Origin of the sequence: Bacillus sp. FSL K6-0268 (genome assembly GCF_038005425.1) — a bacterium.
Taxonomy (GTDB): domain Bacteria; phylum Bacillota; class Bacilli; order Bacillales; family Bacillaceae_G; genus Bacillus_A; species Bacillus_A thuringiensis_S.
Window position 1 is genome coordinate 4,282,842 of record NZ_JBBOTF010000001.1, and the last position, 22,883, is coordinate 4,305,724.

A 22,883-nucleotide genomic window follows, 5' to 3' on the forward strand; every position below is an offset into this window, starting at 1 on the left:
GTTTGTTCTGTTTTATTGTAACATATTTTGGAAGGATACGGTAGCGCAATAATAAAAAACTCCTTCGCGTAAAAGGAGTTCTTTTCATTGCTATATTAAAACATACTTGAGCTATGCATCGGTTGAAGTTTTGCATTTGGATCGAAGTAAGCTTTTGCATTGTTTACTGCTGTCGGTGCTTCGCCAAATCCACAAGCGATAAGTTTTACTTTTCCTTCATATGTACAAATGTCACCAGCAGCGTAAATGCCAGGAATATTCGTTTCCATTTTTGAATTCACAAGGATGCTATTTTTTTGTATATCTAAGCCCCAGTTTTTAATTGGACCAAGAGAAGAAACGAAGCCGTAGTTTACAATTACGTCATCAACATCGATGATAACTTTTTCTTCAGTTTTTACGTGCTGAAGAACGACTTGTTCAATTTTGTCATCACCAATGAGTTCAACTGGAACATACGGTGTACTTACTTCTGCACGAGAATTCATTAAGTTTTCGACGCTATGTTCATGTGCACGGAATTTATCACGGCGATGAACGATTGTAACTTTTTCAGCAATCGGTTCTAACATCATCGTCCAGTCTACTGCGGAGTCGCCACCGCCAAATACTACGACGCGCTTGCCAGCAAATTTATTCATATCATCAACGAAATAATGTAAGTTTTTCTTTTCGTATTTTGCTGTACCTTCTAATTCTAAGCGGCGTGGTTGGAAAGCACCATTGCCGGCAGTAATGATGACTGATTTAGAATAGTGAGTTTGTTTATTCGTAACAAGTTTAAATATACCATCAGCTTGTTTTTCAAGCGTATCAACCGCTTCTTCTAAGCAAACGGTTGGATCAAATTTCTTCATTTGCTCTTTTAAGTTATCGACTAATTCTTGTGCACGCACTTTTGGAAATCCAGCCACATCATAAATGTATTTTTCAGGGTAGAGTGCGGATAATTGTCCTCCAAGTTGAGGTAAGCTTTCAATGATTTTTACACTTGCTTGTCTCATACCGCCATAAAATGCTGTGAACAGTCCCGTTGGACCACCACCAATAATTGTTATGTCGTAAACTTTTTGATTTTCTGCCACTTTCATTCCCCCTATAGATGGAATTTTGATATTGATTTCATATATTGTTCATATGTACACGAAAATCCTGCAAATGATGACACTTTCAAATAAATGATAGCATATTTGAGTTCATAATACTTCTGAAAACGACTGAATTGTGTGTAAGTTTTCGCATAGGTTCTTTTTTATTGTATAAAATATACAGAAAGGAAAATACATGAAAAAAAGGCTGAAAAACCCTTGAAAACGCTATGTTATTTTAAAATATTGATAATTCGCCAGATGCTTGAATTCTGGAATAAAACCGACTAATATAGGGAAGTATTATGTTAAATTTCTATGACAAAATTCGTACGATTTTTTGACTGCGTTTTGTTATGATATAGAATGTGATAAATTCCACATTCTTGACAAATAGAGTTTTTAGTACTTGGTATTATTTCTCATTACTATTATATAAAGAAAAGGGTTGTGATTTGGTGAAGACTCCAAAAATCGTAGTTTTAGGTGCAGGTTATGGCGGGATGATTACGACTGTTCGTCTGCAAAAAGCATTATCTGTAAATGAAGCTGAAATTACGTTAGTAAACAACAACAGCTATCACTACCAAGCGACTTGGTTACACGAGAGCGCAGCTGGTACATTACAAGATGAAAAAATCTGTCTAGATATTCAAGACGTTATTGATACAAATAAAGTGAACTTTGTACAAGACACAGTAGTAGAAATTAAAGCTGCTGAAAAACGTATTATCTTAAAAGACGGCGAGTTAGAGTATGACTACTTAGTAATCGGTCTTGGTTTCGAATCAGAAACATTCGGAATTACAGGATTAAAAGAGCATGCATTCTCAATCGCTAACATTAATGCAACTCGTGAAATTCGTGAGCATATGGAAGCTAGTTTCGCTAAATATGCAGATGAGAAGCGCGATGAGTTAGTAACAATCGTTGTTGGTGGTGCTGGATTTACTGGTATCGAGTACGTAGGAGAGCTTGCAAACCGTGTTCCTGAACTTTGCAAACAGTACAATGTACCACGTGAAAAAGCACGTATCATTTGTGTAGAAGCGGCTCCAACAGCACTTCCAGGTTTCGATCCAGCATTAGTAGAATACGCTGTAAAACAACTTGAGAAAAAAGGCGTAGAATTCCGCATCGGTACAGCAATTAAAGAAGCAACTGAAGAAGGAATTATCGTTGCAAATGGCGATGATACGGAATTAATTAAGTCTGAAACAGTAGTTTGGGCTGCAGGTGTTCGTGGTAATGGTATTGTAGAAGAGTCTGGCTTTGAAGCAATGCGCGGACGTGTAAAAGTTGATGAGTACATGCACGCTCCAGGATACGAAGAGGTATTCATGGTTGGTGATGCCGCGTTAATTATTAACGAAGAAATTAACCGTCCATACCCACCAACAGCACAAATTGCAATTCAACAAGGTTACAACATTGCACACAACTTAACTGTATTAGTTCGTGGCAAGGGCGAAATGAAAAAATTCGCATTCGATAATAAAGGATCTGTATGTTCTTTAGGTCATGACGATGCAATGGGTGTTGTTATGGGTAAAAAGTTAACAGGTTGGAAAGCTTCCTTCATGAAGAAAGTAATCGATAACCGCTACCTGTTCTTATTAGGTGGACCTTTATTAGTTCTTAAAAAAGGTAAATTAAAGTTCTTTTAATATATAGTAGAAAAAGCAGAAACGGCTAAGCGCTGTTTCTGCTTTTTTCATATTAAAAATATAGTATAATATATAAAAAAGAAAGAATATTCTGTCCGTTATGATGGAGGAGGTTATTACATCATGGAGAAACGAGGGAAGGTATGGCTAGCTGTTAGCGGTCTAGTAGCTACAAAAGATGGCAGGTGGCTATTCGTTAAGAAGAAATACAGTGGATTAAAAGGGAAATGGTCTTTACCGGCTGGTTTTGTAAATGAAGGTGAGACAGTTGATGAAGCTGTGAAACGCGAAGTGTTAGAAGAGACAGGCATTGTCGCTCATGTGAAGGGGATCATTGGTGTTCGATCGGGTGTTATTCGTGATGAAATTAGTGATAATATGATTATTTTCCTTTTGGAGCCTGAAGGAGAAAATATTATTGTACAGGAGAAAGAATTGTCTGAAGTGGCGTTCTTACATCCAGATAAGATTGCGGACGATCCGAATACGTCTGTACTTATTAAATATTTGTTAGAAGGAAAATCAGAACTACATCTTGAAGTGGACAAAACATTAAATCCAGGAGAATCATTTGGTTATACAGCTTATCACGTATTTACGGCACGTGCGAAGGAGAGGGAAAAAGAGTGAGTATACCGGTACTACTTATTTCAATGATGTTATTCTTTATTTTGTTCTTTGGAATTGGATTTTTACTCAACATGATTTTGCGGGCTACATGGGTAATGGTTATTGTGTATCCGATTGTTTGTATGCTTATTATTAATAAAGCGAGTATGTGGGATTATTTTTCAAAGCCGAAAGAAACATTTTCTTCATTTGGGACAAGTGTATCGCACTTAGGACAAGCAGACTTATTTATTCTATCTACTGGATTAGTAGGGGCTGCTTTAGCAGGAGTCGTGATCAAGAAACTTCGGAAAAGCGGATATCAAATGTTTTAATCTCCAATTCATTTGGAGATTATTTTTTTTGCATATTCCTTCATCGTATAGGGAATGATTAACGATGAAGGAGTGTGGAATATAAAAATGTTAAAACGATATTGTATTCGCATTATGATGACTTGTTTACTTGCAATTGCATTATGCGTAACATGGAATGCTTTCACAGGAGTTTCTCTATTAGAGATTGTAAAGAAATATGAGGGAACGAGTGCAAAAGAAGTACATGCAGCAGAAGTTAAGAGAAATGTTGCTCCGAGTAAAGAAGTGATAAATGCTTTAGAGCAGGCAAACGACTGGTCTAAATATCGTTCAATTGAAATGACTGCAACAGGTTATACATCGGGGATTGAGTCAACTGGTAAGAGGCCAGGGCATCCAGAGTATGGTATTACATATTCAGGTGTTAAAGTGAAAAGGGATTTATATTCCACAATTGCTGCGGACTTACGCGTATTCCCGATTGGAACGATCCTCTTCGTGCCAGGTTACGGGTATGGTGTAGTAGCTGATAAGGGCGGTGCAATAAAAGGAAACCGTCTTGATCTATATTATGATACGGTGAAAGATGTTTATAGCCAATGGGGTAAGAAAAAAGTAAATGTGTATGTAGTAAAAGTAGGAAATGGTAAGTTTACAGAAGAAGAGTTAACGATGTTAAATCAAGACGAAACGATGCAAGTGTTTCGTGGTCAATATTTAAAACAAAGATAGTCTAGTTGTAATTACGCTAGACTTTTTTTCTTGGCTTATTTCATAATAGAGGAGATTTTACACGTCATATAACTGTAGTTGGAATTGTCGCATTTTATAGAAAATAAAGTTATAATGGTGGTAGAGAAATTTAGGGGGTCTGAACATGTTTCAAGTACAAAAAGAATTAGCAGGTCATGAAGTAGTGATTGTTGCTCTATTTGAAGAAGAGAAAATGAGTAGTTTTGTACAAGAACTGGACAAAGCGTTTGAAGGACAATTACAAGTTTTACTAGAAGAGAAAGAATTATCTACGAAGAAAAAGGCCATTTCGAAAGTACATAGCTTAGGAAAAACAAATGTGAAACGTTATTACTTTGTTGGTTTAGGCAAGAAAGAGTCTTACACGACAGAAACGTTACGTGCGGCTCTTGGAAAAGCGTTTAAAACATTACAAGTAGCAAAAGTACAAGATGCAGCAATCTTACTTGATTCTTTCGTAACAGAGAAATTAGATGCGATTGATGTAGCTCATATTGCAGCAGAAGTACAAGGCCTTGGTACATATGAGTTACAAACGTATAAATCAGATAAAAAGGATCGTGAAGAGTTAGAGAAGTTCACGGCTATTACAGCGGAAGATGCACAAGAAATTGAAGCCGCATTAACAGTTGGCTACGTACATGGACGTGCAACAAACTCGGCTCGTACACTTGTAAATATGCCGCCAAACGTATTAACAGCGACAAAGCTTGCTGAGTATGCTGTTGAGTTAGCGGAGAAGTATGATATGGACTATAAAGTTCTTGAGAAAGAAGAGATGGAAGATCTTGGTATGGGTGCATTACTTGCAGTAAACCAAGGTAGTGTAGAGCCACCAAAAATGATCGCTCTTATTTATAAAGGAAAAGAAGAGTGGACGGATGTCATTGGATTCGTTGGAAAGGGTATTACATACGATACAGGTGGTTATTCTTTAAAACCACGTGAAGGCATGGTTGGTATGAAAGGTGATATGGGCGGTGCAGCTGCTGTATTAGGTGCGATGGAAATTATCGGAGAACTGCGCCCAGAACAAAATGTGATCGCTGTTATTCCTTCAACTGATAACGTTGTAAGTGGTACGGCATTTAAGCCAGACGATGTAATCACATCTATGAGCGGAAAGACAATTGAAGTATTAAATACGGATGCAGAAGGTCGTCTAGCTTTAGCTGATGGTATTACGTATGCGAAAAAACTTGGTGCAAACTACCTTGTTGATGTTGCAACATTAACAGGCGGTGTAATTGTTGCACTTGGAAACTATACGACAGGCGCAATGACAAATAATGAAGAGTTATTTGAGCAAGTGCTAGAGGCTTCTATGGAAACAGATGAGCCAATTTGGCAACTACCGATTTTTGATCGTGATAAAGAACGTGTGAGAAACAGTAAGTTTGCTGATTTAAATAACTCACCAGGCCGTGAAGGACATGCGGTTATGGCAGGTACATTCCTAGGCGAATTCGCTGAAGATACACCGTGGGTACACTTAGATATCGCTGGAACATCAGAAACAAAAGGCGCGCACGACTTAGGTCCAGCTGGAGCAACTGGTGCAATGGTACGTACACTTGCAACACTTGTGGAGCGTTTCGGAGAAGAATAAGAGTATAAGTGAAGACTGTTCCAATATTTTGGAACAGTCTTCTTTTTTATAGGTTTGTTTATCTAGCTATTTGCCGGGCAGTAAGACCCTCACCTCAAAAATTCAGCGGAAGCAAAGAAGTTAAGTGTGGATCGAGCTGCTCGTAAACTCTTGATTGGTGAGGGCTGATTAAAGTTTCACTTTATAAAGAAATCGTATACAAAATCCCATTTAAGGCAAAAGAAGTACGGCCCGTTTCTTCAGAGACAACTAATATAAGTGCATCACTCTTTTCTGATAAGCCAATTGCAGCTCTGTGCCGTGTTCCCAGCTCAGGATCAACTTCTGTACTTTTTGTTAAAGGAAGAATATTAGCAGCTGAGACAATATGATTATTTTTTACGAGAACGGCACCGTCATGAAGAGGGTTACCTGGATAAAATATTGATTCGAGTAATGGTGCAGTTAAGTGAGCGTTTAATGTCGTTCCAGTTTGAATGAAAGCTTCAAGCGTCTCGTTTCGTTCCACAACGATAAGAGCACCATGTTTTCTGGCGCTTAAATGTTGGATAGCTGTTGTAATAAAAGATGAACTTTCCGTATAAGGTGATAAATATGCCTGAATATAGTATGTAGCTGCCAATGTTTGTACATTTGCCAACATATGATGAATATCTTCCATTTTGCATAAAATGCATTCATCTTCTTTATCGATTGCGTTCCTCATAATCGATAGTTCTCTTTCAGCAATTTCAATCATTTGCTTTGTTTGTATTTTGAGCTCTTCTGACAAGCCCCATTCGTGCATAATCCTCATTCCCTTTAGTGGAGTATTTAACAATAGTGTATACAAATATTCCTAGTAAAATCCTGCTAGATTTTATAAAATATTGAGATACGGCATGTTTTTTTCATATAATAAAGGTATGACGAGCGAGAGGAGAGAGAAGAATGAATTGGAAACAAGAATTTAGTCGCTGGCTTTCTTACGCACAATTAGATGCAGAATTAAAAGAACAGCTAGAAAACATGAAGCAAGATGAGAAGAAAATCGAGGATAGCTTTTATAAAAACCTAGAGTTCGGCACAGGTGGTATGCGTGGTGAACTTGGTGCTGGTACGAACCGTTTAAACGTATATACAGTTCGTAAAGCAACAAAAGGATTAGCAAGCTTTATTGAAAAGTTAGGTGAGGAAGCGAAAAAACGAGGTGTTGTTGTAGCCTATGATTCTCGTCATAAATCACCTGAGTTTGCAATGGAAGTCGCTGCTACACTTGGTGCACGTGGTATCACAACATATGTGTTTGAAAGCTTACGTCCAACGCCAGTACTTTCTTTCGCAGTTCGTCATTTACATACAGTAAGTGGAATCGTTCTTACGGCAAGCCATAATCCGCCTGAATATAACGGATACAAAGTATACGGTGAAGATGGTGGACAGTTGCCGCCAAAAGAAGCGGATGAGTTAATTAGCTACGTAGATGCAATAGAAGATGAATTAACAGTTGAAGTCGCTGATGTAGAGCAATTAAAAGCTGACGGTTTATTACATATTATTGGACAAGAAGTAGATGATGCATATGCTGCAGAATTGAACAATGTCATCATTAATAAAGAAATGGTGGAAAAGGCCGGCAAAGACTTAAAAATCGTCTTTACACCATTACACGGAACATCAAATATTTCTGTACGCCGTGGTTTAGAAGAAGTTGGATTTACAGATGTAACAGTTGTAAAAGAGCAAGAGTTACCAGATCCAAACTTCTCTACAGTAAAATCACCGAACCCAGAAGAGCACGCCGCGTTTGAGTATGCAATTCGTGACGGTGAAAAGGTAGGCGCAGATGTATTAATCGCAACTGATCCTGACGCAGATCGCCTTGGTGTAGCTGTTCGTAATCATAATGGTGAGTTCCAAGTATTAACAGGAAACCAAACAGGTGCATTAATGCTTGATTACTTACTATCTCAAAAGAAAGAAAACGGAATACTTCCAGAGAACGGTGTCGTATTAAAAACAATCGTAACGTCTGAAATTGGCCGTACAATTGCAAAAGCGTACGGTTTAGATACAGTTGATACGTTAACTGGATTTAAATTTATCGGTGAGAAAATTAGACAGTATGAAGAAAGCGGACAATACGAATTCCAATTCGGTTATGAGGAAAGCTATGGTTATTTAATCCGTCCATTCTGCCGTGATAAAGATGCAGTACAATCTGTCCTATTTGCATGTGAAGTAGCTGCATACTACAAATCACAAGGGAAAACGTTATATGATGGTCTATTAGAAGTATTTGAGAAGTATGGTTTCTTCCGTGAAGACCTTGTATCGTTAACGTTAAAAGGAAAAGATGGAGCGGAACAAATCCAAGAGATGATGGCGACGTTCCGTGAGAATCATCCGAAAGAAGTAGCAGGCTTAACAGTCGTAGCAGTTGAAGATTATAAAGCAAGCATCATTACATCTTTACAAGATGGACATAAAGAAGAGATTCACTTACCGAAATCAAATGTGTTAAAATATCAATTAGAGGATGGTTCATGGTTCTGCCTACGTCCATCTGGAACTGAACCGAAGATTAAGTTCTACTTCGGTGTACAAGATAGTTCTTTACAAAATAGTGAACAAAAGTTACTTACTATTAAAGAAGACATTATGAATCGTTTATAATACAAAGTAATTTTAAGTAGTAAGGAACAAAAGGGAGCGAAATCTCCCTTTTGTTTTATGTAGGAAATGATTGCTATTAATTCCGACAGGAGAGAGGGTATTTTGTGATGAAAAAAGTAAGAAAAGCGATAATCCCAGCAGCTGGATTAGGAACACGTTTTTTACCAGCAACGAAAGCAATGCCGAAAGAAATGTTACCGATAGTAGATAAACCAACGATTCAATACATTGTAGAAGAAGCAGTGAAATCGGGAATCGAAGATATTATTATCGTTACTGGTAAAACAAAGCGCTCTATCGAAGATCATTTTGATAACGCATTTGAACTAGAACAAAACTTATTAGAGAAGAAAAAATATGAGTTGCTTGAAAAAGTACAAGCTTCTTCAAAAATGGTAGATATTCATTACATCCGTCAAAAAGAGCCGAAGGGACTAGGACATGCTGTTTGGTGTGCACGTAAATTCATTGGTGATGAGCCATTTGCAGTGTTACTAGGTGATGATATTGTCCAAGCTGAGAAACCATGTTTACGTCAATTAATGGATGAGTATGAAAAAACACTTTCTTCTGTTATTGGTGTACAAACTGTTCCAGAAACAGAAACACACCGTTACGGAATTATCGATCCATTAGAACAAGAAGGTCGTCGTTACCAAGTTCGCAATTTCGTTGAGAAACCAGCACAAGGTACAGCACCTTCAAACTTAGCGATTATGGGCCGTTACATTTTAACGCCTGAAATCTTTATGTTCTTAGAACAGCAACATGTCGGTGCTGGCGGTGAAATTCAGTTAACAGATGCAATCCAAAGCTTAAATGAAATCCAACGTGTATTTGCTTACGATTTCGAAGGAAAGCGCTACGATGTAGGTGAAAAGCTAGGATTCGTTCAAACGACAATTGAAATGGCCCTGCAACACCCAGAATTACGTGATGACATGGTTGCGATGATGAAGAAAATTTTAGAAGAACAAGCGAATCAAGAGTCTTAATATAAAAAAGAGTTATTTTGAAGTGACCCCTAAAAGTTAGACACGGTTATTTGATTAGGCAGCTTGATAAAAGTGAGTCCGGTATTGTACCGGGCTCATTTTTAATTTTGCCTTAATCCGTTTCGTATTATAATAATCTATATATTTTTCTAATTCTATTTTAAAGTGCTCTACATTTTCAAATTCTTTTATGTAGAGGAACTCCGATTTCATAATCCCAAAGAAATTTTCTATTACTGCGTTGTCGTAACAGTTGCCTTTTCGAGACATACTCTGGACGATAGCTCTTGATTCTAGTGTACGGACGTATTGTCTCATTTGATAATGCCATCCTTGATCCGAATGCATCAGTAGCTGGTGCGTTTCAGGTAAACGTTCCAATGCTTTCTCTAACATGTCTGAAACAAGCGAATACGTCGGTCTAGAACCAATTGTATAGGTAATAATTTCACCATTATACAAATCTAATACAGGTGATACATACAGTTTTTCTCCAAACAATTTAAACTCTGTGATGTCTGTTACCCACTTTTGATTCGGTGCATCTGTATGAAAATTACGCTCTAAAATATTAGGTGCAATTCTACCGACTTTTCCTTTATAGGATTTATATTTCTTCATACGCACAACACACTTTAACCCAAGCTCTTTCATAATGCGCTGAACCTTCTTGTGGTTCACTTTCTGGCCACGATTCGTTAATTCATCACGAATGCGACGGTAACCATAACGACCTTCATTTTCCTCATAAATCGCTTTAATCTCAGCTTTCAAATCGGCATCTACATCTGGACGATTCATTTTCTTTACTAAATCATAATACGTGCTTCGAGGAATAGTAGCTAGCTCCACGAGTGCCTTCACCGAATATTTATGCCTTAATTCATAGATTACTTGCGCTTTGTCTTGTTTTGTGATTTTTCCTTGTTTTGAACTAAGGCATTTAACTTTTTTAAGTACTCATTTTCCATCTCAAGCTGTTTAATGCGTGCTTCAAGTGCTTCGACTGACCCTTCAGCTAAATGTTGTTTTAATTGTTTATTTGAATCTTTTTTCATGGATGGACGCCCCTTTTTCTTAGATTGAAGGGCATCAATTCCTTGTGTTTCGAGCTGTTTTTTCCAAACAGAAATCGTTGAAGGGGCAGGAATATTAAAGATAGCTGCCGTCTCAAATAAGGACATACCGTTTTCAATCATAAAGTTTAGTACGTCTAGTTTAAATTGTTGTGTGTAATTTGTACATCGTTTTAGAAAAGCTTCCAGACCATTCTGTTTATATTGGTTTACCCAATTCAAAATGATTGTGTCACTTATACCGAGCGATCTACCCATTTCTCGATAACTTTCATTTCCGTTCAAATAACGTAGAACGATTTGTATTTTTTCATCAGCTGTAAATTTAGCCATAGAAAAACTGCACCTCCAATTGTTAGACTGTGTCTAACAATTGGGGTGCAGTTCATTTCAGCTTGTTGAAATAACTCTTTTTTTATTATGAAATCGTCGAATGAGAATGCTGATAAGCAGAACGACGCACAGCATAGTATATGCGAGGTGCGATAATAGCACCGATAATTGTAAATGCAATATCTTTTACTGCGAACCACATCATAATCATCCAAGCAGCTTTATAACTCATATTACCGCCCATAAAGAGATTGACTGCCCCGTACATGTAAGTAGTACCGATTATATAAGTTAAAATAATTCCTGTGAAAGAGGCAATAGCAAATGTAATGAATGTTGGTCTTTCTTTTTGTTCTACTAGTTTTCCCGATACGTAAGCAACGATAATAAATGCGATAATAAAACCACCAGTAGGATCTAAAAGTGCTCCAAATCCAGCTTTGAAGTTAGCAAAGATTGGTGCGCCGGCTACGCCAACGAGCATATATACAGTCATGGATAAGGCACCAAGTCTACTTCCAAGAAGAAGACCTGCTAAAATTGCGAAAAATGGTTGCATAGATAATGGGATGCCCGCTACTTGCAGGAATGGTGCCCAAGATACAATATTTGCACCAATGGCCATAAGAGCGACGAACATGGCAGCTAATGCTAAATCTAAAACATGAAATCTCCTCATAATGTTAACCTCCTGTTGTTTTTAGGTTAACATTATCGTAGCGAAAATATTTACTTGTTGTCAATCAAAATATTTTGATAAGAAGGCTTTAAATAGTCTCTTAGCAATGTATATGGAATACGAAATTGCGGAATTCCACTTGAATACGGAGCAATTTCATATAAAGGGAAATAAATGACGAGATTGTCTGGCTCTAAAAAGAAGTGAAACTTTTTCATACTCATTACCTTTTCAGTTGCATCAGGAAAATAAATACTTTCATTTTGTTTAATTTGTCTTACAATCTCTGCACGGATTACATCTTTATATTTATCTTTTTGTTGAAATAAATCGTCTAAGTGCAGTAGCTTTTTTTCGTTTAAATCAAATGTATTTGCCTTCCACGTATAAAGACCATGTGCTCCGCCAGTATATTGATAGTAATTCACATATAGGCTAAGAAAAGGTGGTTTGTTTAATGAGACTTTATAATCGACATTTGCTACGTACGGATGAAATGGTGTACTAGATCCTTCTGTCTCTTTATAATATTTTTTTGCTTCTTTTTCTAATTTGTTTTTAAATTTGTCAGTGGATTTTTTGTAATATAAATTGAGCTTATTTTGAAATTTAGAGTCAGAAAAGTTGTGAAAAGAAGGCCTATTTATTTGATATTCTATATAAGGTTTCTTACCTTTTTGCGTTACAGTCTTAACATCGATTGTCAGGTTAGATGCTTTGGCTGTTATTGCACAATTTGGTACAATAGTCAGCAAGGAGAACATAAGCAGTAATATACAAAATTTCTGTTTCATTTAGGTGAAGCCTCCTTATATAAGTGTTATAAGTAGTTTGAAAATAAATAGGTAAAATTATACATTTAATTAAAGTAAGAGAAGGAGGAAGCGATATGGCAAAAACTTTAATGGATTCACTTGGAATTGAGTTGTTAGAGATGACAGAAGAAAAGGTGGTTGCTACGATGCCTGTTGATGAGCGTACGCATCAGCCGTTTGGATTTTTACATGGTGGTGCATCGGTTGCATTAGCAGAAACAGTGGCAAGTGTTGGTTCATACAATTTAATTGATCAAGAAAAATGTATTTGTTTCGGATTAGAAATTAATGCAAACCACATTCGCTCAAAGAAAGATGGAATTGTAACAGCGATTGGGACACCGATACATAGAGGACAATCGACAATGGTTTGGGATGTTCGCATTATTGATGAAAATGATGATTTACTATGTATATCAAGATGTACAGTAGCAATTAAAGAAAAACGTGAAAAGTAAAAAAGAGGCGCTCTTATTGAACTGACCCCAAAAAGTTAGACAAAGAAGTTAAGCGACTGATTGGATGTGAGTCCGGTATTGTACTGGACTCATTCCATTTAACTTCACTTTAATTCTTTTGTGATTATAATAATGAATATAATTCTCTAATTCTATCTTAAAATGCTCCATACTTTCAAAATCTTTAAGATAGAATAATTCAGATTTTAATAAGCCAAAGAAGTTTTCTATGACTGCATTGTCCAAACAGTTTCCCTTACGGGACATACTTTGGATAACCTTATGTTTTTTTAGTGATTGTTGATATATCTTCATCTGATAATGCCATCCTTGATCTGAATGAAGAATAGGAGTTTCTCCATCATTTAAGCGTGTAAAGGCTTTATTAAGCATTTTTGATACAAGTGAATACACAGGTTTATTTTCTATATTGTAAGCTATAATCTCCCCGTTATATAAGTCTAAAACAGGAGATAAATATAGTTTTTTACCATGGAGATGAAATTCAGTGACATCTGTTACCCACTTTTCATTAGGCTTAGATGCATTAAATTCACGCTTCAAAATATTCTTTGCGAATTTCCCTACTTCTCCCTTATATGAACGGTATTTTTTTATACGAACCATGCATTTTAATCCAATAATATTCATTAAACGACGAACTGTTTTATGGTTTAATATATATCCACGGTTACGTAATTCTAATGTGATACGACGATAACCGTATCTACCATAATTCTCTTCAAAAATCTCTTGGATTAATTCTTTAATGTTCTTATATTTATCTGGACGTTCCATTTGTTTAATCCAGTAATAGTACGTACTGCGGGCAATACCAGCGATTTTCACAAGATCGATGATTTTGTATTCGTGCCTTAATTCATAAATTACCTGTGCTCTGTCTTGATCTATGATTTGTTCTTTTTCTGAACTAAGGCATTTAACTTTTTTAAATAATCATTTTCCATACGTAAAAGTTCATTTTCTGCTTGTAGTGCTTCTATAGACCCCTCAACTAGCACTGTATCTTTTTTGGGTTGCACCTTAACCTTCTTATTTTTCATAGCTGGACGTCCCTTCCGCTTTGAACGTAGGGCATCCACACCATTTGAATCATAAGCTACTTTCCATCTACGAATTATTTCAGGAGAGGAAATATTAAAAATTGCCGCTGTTTCTCTAATAGATGTCCCTTGCGTATCCATATATTTAAGCACATCTAGTTTATACTGAAGCGAATAAGTTGTATAGCGTTTTTCAAAAGCTTTTTCTCCAAATGCCTCATATTGTTTGATCCACTGATAAATTACACTAGAATGAATCCCTAGAGATTTAGCAAGCCTTTTTCCACCATCTATTCCATTAAAATATTGTTTTACTATCTGTATCTTTTCTTTAGGAGAAAACTTTCCCATAAAAAAATACACCTCCAATTGTTAATTGTGTCTAACAATTGGGGTGCACATCATATGAGCAGCCTCTTTTTCTTATAATTAGAACTGGATTTTCTTCTCTAAGAAACCTTTTAGTTCGCTAATTGGCATACGAACTTGTTCCATTGTGTCACGGTCACGTACTGTAACAGCTTTGTCTTCAACTGAGTCGAAGTCGTATGTGATACAGAATGGTGTACCGATTTCGTCTTGACGACGGTAACGTTTACCGATAGAACCAGTTTCATCAAAGTCTACCATGAAGTCTTTAGCTAATTCTGCAAATACTTCAGTAGCACCTTCAGATAGCTTTTTAGATAATGGTAAGATAGCTGCTTTGTATGGTGCTAAAGCAGGGTGGAAACGAAGAACTGTACGAGAATCGTTTTCTAATTGTTCTTCTTCATATGCATCACATAAGAATGCTAATGTTACGCGGTCTGCGCCTAAAGATGGCTCGATGCAGTATGGTACGTAACGCTCATTCGTTTGTGGATCGATATAGTTAAAGTCTTCGTTTGAGTGTTCCATGTGACGTTTTAAGTCGAAGTCTGTACGAGATGCAACGCCCCAAAGTTCGCCCCAACCGAATGGGAATTTGAATTCAATGTCAGTTGTTGCATTACTGTAGTGAGATAACTCTTCTTCACCGTGGTCACGAAGACGCATGCTCTCTTCAGTCATACCAAGTGAAAGTAACCAGTTTTTACAAGTTTCACGCCAGAATGCGAACCACTCTAAATCTTCACCAGGCTTACAGAAGAATTCAAGTTCCATTTGTTCGAATTCACGTGTACGGAATGTGAAGTTACCAGGCGTGATTTCGTTACGGAAACTCTTACCGATTTGGCCAATACCAAATGGAAGCTTTTTACGCATAGAGCGTTGAACGTTTTTGAAGTTTACGAAAATACCTTGTGCTGTTTCAGGACGAAGGAAAATTTCGTTTGTGCTAGACTCTGTAACACCTTGGAATGTTTTGAACATTAAGTTGAACTGACGGATTTCAGTGAATTCTTCACTACCGCAATCAGGACATTTTACTTCATGTTCTTTCATTAAGTCAGCCATTTGGTCGAAAGTAAGACCGTCAACAACCATTTCAATGCCTTTTGCATCTAAAGCATCCTCAATTAATTTGTCAGCACGGTGACGAGCTTTACATTTTTTACAGTCGATCATTGGATCGTTGAAGTTACCAACGTGACCAGAAGCGATCCAAGTTTTAGGGTTCATTAAAATAGCTGCGTCTAAACCAACGTTGTGTGGAGATTCTTGAATGAATTTTTTCCACCAAGCTTTTTTAACGTTATTTTTTAATTCGATTCCAAGTGGACCGTAATCCCAAGTGTTTGCAAGACCACCGTAAATTTCAGAACCAGGGAAAACAAAACCGCGATGTTTCGCTAAGTTTACAACTTGTTCCATTGAATACATAAGAAAATCCTCCTTTTGAAAGTTAACGTATTGGCGATGATATACTCTGATACTTTGGAAACGAGCAGTATATGCTAAAAAGAACATAAAAAAACGCTCATCCCAAGGCTTATTTGCCTAGGGACGAGCGTTTGCCCGCGGTTCCACCCTAGTTGATACACAAAAGGTGCATCCACTTTATCATGTATTGCTCGGGACTGCCGTTTCCTTGCGGTTTCAGGCTTTCACTATCCCTGAATCGCTTTTTATGCAAGTACTTATAAGTCCGTCATCGCTACTTATATTAATAATAATGAACATATTCTAACACGTTCTTTTTTAAATCTCAATAGAGGAACGTGTCTATCTATGATAGAGTCTCGCCTATTTTTTCATTATTTATTCCGTAATTTTGTTTAATATGCTTAATTGCTTCACGCTTACTTAATGGAGCGAGTTCATTGTTTTGCACGTATTCCCAAACTACATCCGGATTTGTTTTTGCATATTCACGAAGGACCCAGCCAATCGCTTTTTGAATGAAAAATTCTTTTGAAGAATGTAGTTGCCCAATAATCCAGAAAAGAAGTTCTTCATCCATCTTTTGTTTATATTTCAGTTGGAATAAAATAGCGGCACGTTGTAACCATATGTTATCTGATGCAATCCATTTTGGAATATACGCAGAAATTAATTCTGGGTGTTTTAAAAAGATAGTACCTAAGAATGTAGGGACGATGCTATCGACAGAGTCCCACCAAGATTTTGTGACAATAAGTTCTTCTAAGAAGGGGATATGAGTTTCGTTTATATGCTTTTTATATTTTTGCATGATATCAAGTGCGGCCGCTTGGAATTCACGTTCTGGTAAGTCCCAAAGCTCGCGTACAATAATTTGGAAGTCTTTTTTATCTGGGAGAGTATGTATTTGAATGACGTCTTTTAATAATTGGCGCCTTTCCGGTGTTTGAATACCTAGAAATGGGAAGTGATTTTTCATATAACGAGTCATAGGTTCTGCTTTTTCAGGATTTTGATGAGCTGTAAAATGCTCTTGTAATGCTTTTACAAATGGATGCATACGTGTTTCTCCTCTCTTATTCTCTTTCTTCTCTTATTATACAAAGAGTTTGGATAAATTTTAAAACATAACTTGCAATGTAATGAAATATGTTGAAAGTAGAGAGGAGAGGATAAGATGGAGGATCAAGGCGTACTAGCAGGTTTCTTTGCTCTTAGTTTTGCGTTTATTCTTGTTGTATTGATTTGGGCAATTATTGCGTATTTATTAACGGCTTTTGCACTGTATACGATGGCGAAAAATGATGGTGCAACGGATGGTGCTCTTGCGTTTATTCCTTTTTTAAATAGTAAGATATGGGGTGATTTAGCAAAAGACAAATTACCGGATTTCTTAAAAGAAGAAGCGGGATGGAAAGTATTCGGCATATATGTCGCATGTTTCATTTTTAACTTCGTACCAATTCTATATTTATTAGCAACAGCTGTATCGATTGTGCTGTCTATTTATCTTATCTACGCAATTTTAGATAGATACGGAACGAATTCTATATTGTTTACGATTATTCATACAATCACATTTTCGGTTTTCTTACCGATTCATTTATTTATTATTCGAAATGAACCGGTGAGATATAAAGAGTAGATTTTTCGTTTCTGTTGATAAGTCGATATATTTTAGATATAAGTAAAAAAGCGCCCTGATTATCAGGGCGCTTTTTCTACTACATAAGGTAGCGTAAATAAATATAAATGTGAGAAATGATTAATGAAACGATCATAATTGGGAAACCGACTTTTAGGAATTCCATGTAACTAAATTTATGTCCTTCGCGGCTCGCGATACCTGCAACTATTACGTTAGCAGAAGCTCCGATTAATGTTCCGTTTCCGCCGAGACAAGCACCTAGTGCTAATGCCCACCATAATACATCGATTTGTGCGTCAGATGGTGATAAGCCTAGCCCAACTGCCATATCGTTAATAAGTGGAATCATTGTTGCGACAAATGGGATGTTATCAATTGTTGCAGAGGCGATACCAGATACCCATAAAATAAGGATGGATGCGTAAGAAATATCTCCGCCTGTTATACCAATTACTTTTTGAGCTAACATTTTGATAAGACCGATATCGATAAGCCCTCCAACAAGTACGAATAGCCCTGCGAAGAAGAAGATTGTTACCCACTCTACGCTTGCAAATACTTCTTCAATTTCATGCTCTTTCACACCAATTAACATAAGTACAGTAGCACCAGTTAAGGCAATGATAGCCGCATCAATATGGAAAATAGAATGAGTCATGAAACCTACAATTGTAAGTCCAAGTACCGTTAAAGATTTTTTCATTAATACTGGATCTTTAATGTATTGTTTTTCATCTAAGCTCATTAATTTTTTGACTTGTACAGGATCGGCAATTAATTGTTTGCGGTACATGAAGTAAAGTATTGTTGCTGTAACTCCAATAATAATAATTACGATTGGTGCTAGATTCAATAGGAAAGCATTGAAGTCTAAATGTTTATTGGCAGAACCAATCATAATGTTAGGTGGATCACCAATTAATGTTGCCGTTCCCCCAATGTTTGAAAAAATAATTTCAGAAAGTAAATAAGGAACAGGATTTACTTGCAGTATGCGCGTAATAGATAAAGTAACTGGAACAACAAGAAGTACAGTTGTAACGTTATCTAAAAATGCGGAGCCAAGCGCAGTAAGTAGGGAAAGGGAAATTAAAATTTTAATTGGATTTCCTTGTGCCCTTTTTGCTGCTTTAATGGCAACGTATTGGAAAACACCTGATTTACTCGTAATGTTCACCAAAATCATCATACCGATGAGTAGCGTAATCGTTCCCCATTCAATATGTTTCGTAAAGGCGTTATGTAAATCGACGACCCCCACAATTACCATGAGTGCTGCACCAAGAAGTGCGATGACAGCGCGATTAATTTTTTCAGAAATAATAATGGCATATGTAATTAAAAAGACTGCGATAGCAAAATAATACTGCCAGTTAGCGAGTTCTTGCGTTGTTTCGTGCAAAAATCTCATCTCCTTTCATTCATTTTTCTTAGTGTGTCAAATATTAACTAGATGAAACACACATAACGTCATTATAAAGTAGAAAAACTGCGGATGTAAATGAAAGGAGGGATTTTGTCATATTTTCTGCATAGGTCATTTTTTCTTATTTTTTAAAATATTTGTGGGCATTTGACATATATATAAGATACATCCAATCTGAATATTTAAAATGGAATTAGCATTCGAGCTTGTTCGTGTAGGAGTGTCAAATAGAAAGGAATGACAAAAATGATAAGGAAGGGATCGTATGGATGAACAACGATTTTTATTTTTAGACTTTGAGTTTACGATGCCCCAGCATAGAAAAAAACCGAAAGGATTTTTTCCGGAAATTATTGAGGTAGGACTCGTTTCAGTTGCTGGCTGTAAGGTGGAAGATACGTATTCATCACATGTCAGGCCGAAAACATTTCCCTCCTTAACGGATCGATGTAAGAAGTTTTTAGGAATAAAACAAGAAGTCGTGGATAAAGGGATTTCATTTCCTGAACTCGTTAAGAAGCTTGCAGAATACGAAACGAAATGTAAACCGACAATTGTAACGTGGGGAAATATGGATATGAAAGTGCTGAAGCATAATTGTGAAATGGCAGGGATAGCTTTTCCATTCTTCGGGCAGTGTCGTGATTTATCGCTTGAGTATAAGAAGTTTTTTGGGGAAAGAAATCAAACAGGATTATGGAAAGCAATTGAGGCGTACGGAAAAGTAGGGACAGGGAAGCATCATTGTGCGCTTGATGATGCGATGACGACGTACAATATTTTTAAACTAGTAGAAAAAGATAAAGAGTATTTAGTAAAACCAGCACCACCAACATTAGGAGAACTCGTTGATTTTTCAAAAGTGTTAAAGAAAGTGAGCACACAGTAACGACCAAATTGCACATTATGTAATTTGGTCGTTTTGTTTTTTTAGAGTTTGTAGTCCTTCTTTAACTGTTCTAATGTTTCTAGACTACGCTCTGCAAAAGGTGAATCATCTTCAGAAAATGAATTCATTTGAGTTTCTAATGCTAATTTTAGTGACTCGGTATAATCAGGAATTTCTCCTTCATATTTCTTTACCATTTGCTGTGGAATGTTCGTTTGCTCACGAAAAGCTAAAGCGCGTCTTTCATGGAAAAATGGTACGTCAGCTTGTTTTACGTTATGTAAGTCACCTTGCACCGGATGTTTTAAAACAGCTAATACTTTTACGACATAACTACCAGGACGGCTATTTGTAATTTCGCCGATGTATTTTCCTGTTTTATAAATACCAGTAACGATTTCACCAATTTCAAATGTTTCTCTCATATTTTTCACCTCAAGTTTATAGTAAGGAAAGTAGGAGGAGGAGTCAAAGAAATCATTCACTTTCGGAACGCCCCTTGAGAATATGAACTGGTTCAACTATAATTTAAAGACATATAACAGAAAATTCTGATGTTTTTTGAATCCTATAATTAAGGAGTGTTCGTTATGATGCCTTTATATTTTCCGGAAGATAAAACAGAATATATTATTCCAGGGATTGTGTGCGTTCTATTTATTATCGGTGCTATTGCCACGTGGCGCATGTTTATTCGTATATCAAAAAGAGAAGCAGAGCGATTACAGAAAGTTGAAGAAAAACTATTAGCTGAAAAGAAACAGTAACGCATTTTTGTATGTTTCCCTCTATGCTCGGACAATCTAAGGGCAGAATATATTTTGGAGGGAATGGAATGAAGAAACGGCTTTTTTTCAGTTGTTGTTTATTATTTCTGATGGCAGGTTGTGACCAAGGAAAGCCGAAAGAAATTGAAGTGAAATTACATAATGCTTCAGGAGATGAAGTAGGGACTGCGAAAGTAGTTCAGCAAACAAGTGGAGTGAAAATTACGATTAAAGGGGAAGGTTTCACGCCAGGACCACACGGACTACATGTACATGAAATCGGAGAGTGTAAGGCACCTCGTTTTGAATCATCCGGGAATCATTTTAATCCTGATGATAAAAAACATGGTCTTCTTAATCCGAAGGGTGCAGAAAACGGTGATTTACCGAACGTAATTGCAGACGGTTCTGGAAAGATCAAGGCAGAAATCGACGCGCCGCACATAACGCTTGAAGAAGGAAAAACAACGATTCATAGAAAAGATGGAGCGTCTATTATTATTACAGAAAACGCTGATGATGGTATGACACAACCAACAGGTAAATCAGGTGATCGAATTGCTTGTGGTGTCATTGTAAAAAAAGCATCGGATATGAAGAAAAAGTAAAAGCTACCGTGCATGGTAGCTTTTTTTGTGAAACGTAATTGAAAAGATATGGATAAAGGAGGTTGTCCTAAAATGATTTATGACAGCCTCTTTTCTTATTATGAAAACGTATGACGCAGTCTGTTCAAAATTTCTTCTAAAACAGATCTTGGACAGCCGATGTTAATTCGAATATGTTCTTCCCCACCTAACCCGTATTTCTCACCAGGTTCAACGATGATTTTTCCTTTTTCCTCAAGTAATGCAGTACGCTCGTTTTGAGAAAGCTTTAGACGAGAACAATCAATCCATAATAAAAAGCTACCTTCTGGCTTCGTTACGGAAAGAACAGGTATGTGAGTTTTAATATATTCATAAGCAAATTGAGCATTATCTTCTATATATAATCGAATTTCGTTTAGCCAATCATTACATTCTGTATAGGCACTTTGCATCGCTGTGTAGGCGAAGATATTTAACCCGTGGAAGCCTTGTCTATATTGGATAGCTGTAAAGGCGTGACGGAGTTTTTCGTTTGGAATGATAATAATCGACGCTTGTAATCCAGCGATATTAAATGTTTTACTTGGAGCCATACAAGTGATAGTGCGTTCTGCTAATTCTTCAGATAAGGAAGCGAACGGTGTATGTGTATGGTCTGCATAAATGATATCGGAATGAATTTCATCCGCGACAACGATTACGTTATATTTAGTACATAACGATCCGAGCTGCACAAGTTCCTCTTTCGTCCAAACGCGTCCGATTGGATTATGAGGGCTACAAAGAAGCATGAGTTTGACGCCTTGCTGAAACTGCTTTTCTAAATGCTCGAAGTCTATCACATATGTATCATTTTGTTTCTGTAATGGACTCACGCATAACTGTCTATTATTTGTTGTGACCATTTCGAAAAATGGAGGATAAATAGGTGGTTGTACGAGAACGGATTCGTTTTCTTTTGTAAAAGCCTGTATGCTCGTACTAAGAGCTGGAACGATCCCTGCACTAAAGACGATCCATTCTTTTTGAATGTCCCAGTCGTATTGTTGTTTTGTCCAGTTACAAATAATATCCCCAATATTTTCAGGGGGAAGTGTGTAGCCAAAAATCGGATGTTCGATCCGTTGTTTTAAGGCAGTTTGAATTGGTTTTGGTACTTCAAAATCCATATCAGCAATCCAAGCATGGATAAGTTCTTCGTTTTTATATGTATCCCATTTTATACTATGCGTTCCACGTCGATTGATTGCTTTATGAAATAGTTGCATAAGTTTGCCCCCTTCTTCTGTAAAACCAATAAGTTACGAAAGTTCTCTCTCTTCTTATAGAATAGCTGATGTGATAGGATAAAGAAAAGTATTAAAAAGTGAAAAGGCGGGAAGCGAATGGGTACATATGAAAAGATGATAGAGGTTGTGAAGAATTGGGATCCGTTTCAAATGGGACCGGAGTTTTATGAAACAGAAGCGAGCGATGTTGTGAACGTCATAAGTGTGTTTGATGATCCAAAATACATCGCAAAGAAGATTCAACATATATACTTTATGTCTTTTGAGGAAGTACCTGCGCTTGAAAAATGTGAGAAGTTAGCTGTGGAATTACTTGTAATAAAAGAAGGCGGAAGTTGTTCATTATAGGC

The 22,883-nt window shown here is 36.8% G+C and carries 24 protein-coding genes; 13 read left to right on the top strand and 11 right to left on the bottom strand.

Annotation, left to right across the window (positions count from 1 at the left end; genetic code table 11):
• Positions 1 to 95: 95 nt before the first annotated feature.
• On the bottom strand, positions 96 to 1,085 hold the full coding sequence (locus MHI28_RS22215) for an NAD(P)/FAD-dependent oxidoreductase (protein ID WP_000829785.1): 990 nt from the start codon (positions 1,083 to 1,085) through the stop codon (positions 96 to 98).
• 461 nt (positions 1,086 to 1,546) lie between these two features.
• On the opposite strand from MHI28_RS22215, the gene MHI28_RS22220 reads away from it, so the two are divergent.
• The 5 genes from MHI28_RS22220 (at position 1,547) to pepA (ending at position 6,043) form a co-directional block, all read left to right on the top strand.
• Positions 1,547 to 2,755 carry an NAD(P)/FAD-dependent oxidoreductase gene (locus tag MHI28_RS22220; RefSeq protein ID WP_000856602.1) on the top strand — a complete coding sequence of 403 codons (1,209 nt, stop codon included), beginning with the start codon at positions 1,547 to 1,549 and terminating at the stop codon, positions 2,753 to 2,755.
• 123 nt (positions 2,756 to 2,878) lie between these two features.
• Positions 2,879 to 3,385 carry an NUDIX hydrolase gene (locus tag MHI28_RS22225; RefSeq protein ID WP_000415306.1) on the top strand — a complete coding sequence of 169 codons (507 nt, stop codon included), beginning with the start codon at positions 2,879 to 2,881 and terminating at the stop codon, positions 3,383 to 3,385.
• Positions 3,382 to 3,699, top strand: a complete 318-nt coding sequence (locus tag MHI28_RS22230; protein WP_000027012.1) for a YuiB family protein — start codon at positions 3,382 to 3,384, stop codon at positions 3,697 to 3,699. The genes MHI28_RS22225 and MHI28_RS22230 overlap by 4 nt, the downstream gene beginning before the upstream one ends.
• An 87-nt stretch (positions 3,700 to 3,786) precedes the next feature.
• Positions 3,787 to 4,413, top strand: a complete 627-nt coding sequence (locus MHI28_RS22235; RefSeq protein WP_000920103.1) for a 3D domain-containing protein — start codon at positions 3,787 to 3,789, stop codon at positions 4,411 to 4,413.
• 145 nt (positions 4,414 to 4,558) lie between these two features.
• Positions 4,559 to 6,043 (top strand): cytosol aminopeptidase, encoded by a 1,485-nt coding sequence (gene pepA, locus MHI28_RS22240; RefSeq protein WP_000487966.1) that lies wholly within the window; start codon positions 4,559 to 4,561, stop codon positions 6,041 to 6,043.
• A gap of 181 nt (positions 6,044 to 6,224) precedes the next feature.
• Here the strand turns inward: pepA and cdaS are convergent, their stop codons facing one another.
• On the bottom strand, positions 6,225 to 6,830 hold the full coding sequence (gene cdaS / locus MHI28_RS22245) for a sporulation-specific diadenylate cyclase CdaS (RefSeq protein WP_000545255.1): 606 nt from the start codon (positions 6,828 to 6,830) through the stop codon (positions 6,225 to 6,227).
• Between the two features lie 143 nt (positions 6,831 to 6,973).
• Between cdaS and MHI28_RS22250 the strand changes: the two genes are divergently transcribed.
• A complete protein-coding gene (locus MHI28_RS22250; RefSeq protein WP_001104213.1) occupies positions 6,974 to 8,698 on the top strand; it encodes a phospho-sugar mutase in 1,725 nt (574 codons plus the stop codon).
• A 107-nt stretch (positions 8,699 to 8,805) separates the two neighbouring features.
• Positions 8,806 to 9,693: a UTP--glucose-1-phosphate uridylyltransferase GalU gene (gene galU, locus MHI28_RS22255; protein WP_000757823.1), complete on the top strand. Its 888-nt coding sequence runs from the start codon at positions 8,806 to 8,808 to the stop codon at positions 9,691 to 9,693.
• A gap of 54 nt (positions 9,694 to 9,747) precedes the next feature.
• On the opposite strand, the gene MHI28_RS22260 is transcribed toward galU, so the two are convergent.
• The 3 genes from MHI28_RS22260 to MHI28_RS22270 all read right to left on the bottom strand — a co-directional run bounded on the left by MHI28_RS22260 (position 9,748) and on the right by MHI28_RS22270 (position 12,575).
• Positions 9,748 to 11,102 (bottom strand): IS3 family transposase gene (locus MHI28_RS22260; protein ID WP_208730123.1). Its coding sequence is split into 2 segments (ribosomal slippage): positions 9,748 to 10,649 and positions 10,649 to 11,102, totalling 1,356 coding nucleotides; the frame shifts between segments, so codons are not numbered across the junction.
• Between the two features lie 85 nt (positions 11,103 to 11,187).
• Positions 11,188 to 11,781 carry a biotin transporter BioY gene (locus tag MHI28_RS22265; protein ID WP_001252163.1) on the bottom strand — a complete coding sequence of 198 codons (594 nt, stop codon included), beginning with the start codon at positions 11,779 to 11,781 and terminating at the stop codon, positions 11,188 to 11,190.
• 50 nt (positions 11,782 to 11,831) lie between these two features.
• Positions 11,832 to 12,575, bottom strand: coding sequence for a DUF3298 and DUF4163 domain-containing protein (locus tag MHI28_RS22270; RefSeq protein WP_000810328.1), 744 nt, complete (start codon positions 12,573 to 12,575; stop codon positions 11,832 to 11,834).
• A 95-nt stretch (positions 12,576 to 12,670) separates the two neighbouring features.
• Between MHI28_RS22270 and MHI28_RS22275 the strand changes: the two genes are divergently transcribed.
• Positions 12,671 to 13,054 carry a hotdog fold thioesterase gene (locus MHI28_RS22275; RefSeq protein ID WP_001140616.1) on the top strand — a complete coding sequence of 128 codons (384 nt, stop codon included), beginning with the start codon at positions 12,671 to 12,673 and terminating at the stop codon, positions 13,052 to 13,054.
• A gap of 48 nt (positions 13,055 to 13,102) precedes the next feature.
• Here MHI28_RS22275 and MHI28_RS22280 read toward each other — a convergent pair.
• From MHI28_RS22280 to MHI28_RS22290, 3 genes are all read right to left on the bottom strand, one after another.
• Positions 13,103 to 14,469, bottom strand: a protein-coding gene (locus tag MHI28_RS22280) for an IS3 family transposase (protein ID WP_327947199.1) whose coding sequence is annotated in 2 segments (ribosomal slippage) — positions 13,103 to 14,007 and positions 14,007 to 14,469 — 1,368 coding nt in all. Because the reading frame shifts where the segments join, the coding sequence is not laid out codon by codon here.
• A gap of 78 nt (positions 14,470 to 14,547) precedes the next feature.
• Positions 14,548 to 15,924: a glycine--tRNA ligase gene (locus MHI28_RS22285; protein WP_000287148.1), complete on the bottom strand. Its 1,377-nt coding sequence runs from the start codon at positions 15,922 to 15,924 to the stop codon at positions 14,548 to 14,550.
• Positions 15,925 to 16,270: 346 nt separating this feature from the next.
• Positions 16,271 to 16,984, bottom strand: coding sequence for a DNA alkylation repair protein (locus MHI28_RS22290; RefSeq protein ID WP_000553316.1), 714 nt, complete (start codon positions 16,982 to 16,984; stop codon positions 16,271 to 16,273).
• Between the two features lie 117 nt (positions 16,985 to 17,101).
• Between MHI28_RS22290 and MHI28_RS22295 the strand changes: the two genes are divergently transcribed.
• On the top strand, positions 17,102 to 17,569 hold the full coding sequence (locus MHI28_RS22295) for a hypothetical protein (protein ID WP_000390065.1): 468 nt from the start codon (positions 17,102 to 17,104) through the stop codon (positions 17,567 to 17,569).
• 79 nt (positions 17,570 to 17,648) lie between these two features.
• On the opposite strand, the gene MHI28_RS22300 is transcribed toward MHI28_RS22295, so the two are convergent.
• Positions 17,649 to 18,974, bottom strand: a complete 1,326-nt coding sequence (locus tag MHI28_RS22300; protein WP_000545235.1) for an ArsB/NhaD family transporter — start codon at positions 18,972 to 18,974, stop codon at positions 17,649 to 17,651.
• Between the two features lie 289 nt (positions 18,975 to 19,263).
• On the opposite strand from MHI28_RS22300, the gene kapD reads away from it, so the two are divergent.
• The gene (kapD, locus tag MHI28_RS22305) at positions 19,264 to 19,887 is read left to right on the top strand and encodes a 3'-5' exonuclease KapD (protein ID WP_000344356.1); all 624 of its coding nucleotides are present in this window, start codon (positions 19,264 to 19,266) and stop codon (positions 19,885 to 19,887) included.
• A gap of 41 nt (positions 19,888 to 19,928) precedes the next feature.
• Here kapD and MHI28_RS22310 read toward each other — a convergent pair whose 3' ends face one another.
• Positions 19,929 to 20,312, bottom strand: a complete 384-nt coding sequence (locus tag MHI28_RS22310; RefSeq protein WP_001209326.1) for a kinase-associated lipoprotein B — start codon at positions 20,310 to 20,312, stop codon at positions 19,929 to 19,931.
• Between the two features lie 165 nt (positions 20,313 to 20,477).
• On the opposite strand from MHI28_RS22310, the gene MHI28_RS22315 reads away from it, so the two are divergent.
• Positions 20,478 to 20,654 (top strand): hypothetical protein, encoded by a 177-nt coding sequence (locus MHI28_RS22315; protein ID WP_000982756.1) that lies wholly within the window; start codon positions 20,478 to 20,480, stop codon positions 20,652 to 20,654.
• 68 nt (positions 20,655 to 20,722) lie between these two features.
• Positions 20,723 to 21,262, top strand: a complete 540-nt coding sequence (sodC, locus tag MHI28_RS22320) for a superoxide dismutase [Cu-Zn] (RefSeq protein WP_000746518.1) — start codon at positions 20,723 to 20,725, stop codon at positions 21,260 to 21,262.
• A gap of 98 nt (positions 21,263 to 21,360) precedes the next feature.
• On the opposite strand, the gene MHI28_RS22325 is transcribed toward sodC, so the two are convergent.
• Entirely contained in the window at positions 21,361 to 22,512 is a 1,152-nt protein-coding gene (locus MHI28_RS22325) for a MalY/PatB family protein (protein ID WP_001175812.1), read from the bottom strand.
• A gap of 117 nt (positions 22,513 to 22,629) precedes the next feature.
• Here MHI28_RS22325 and MHI28_RS22330 point away from each other — a divergent pair, with 117 nt between their 5' ends.
• Positions 22,630 to 22,881 carry a YugE family protein gene (locus MHI28_RS22330; RefSeq protein ID WP_000537641.1) on the top strand — a complete coding sequence of 84 codons (252 nt, stop codon included), beginning with the start codon at positions 22,630 to 22,632 and terminating at the stop codon, positions 22,879 to 22,881.
• Positions 22,882 to 22,883 lie beyond the last annotated feature (2 nt).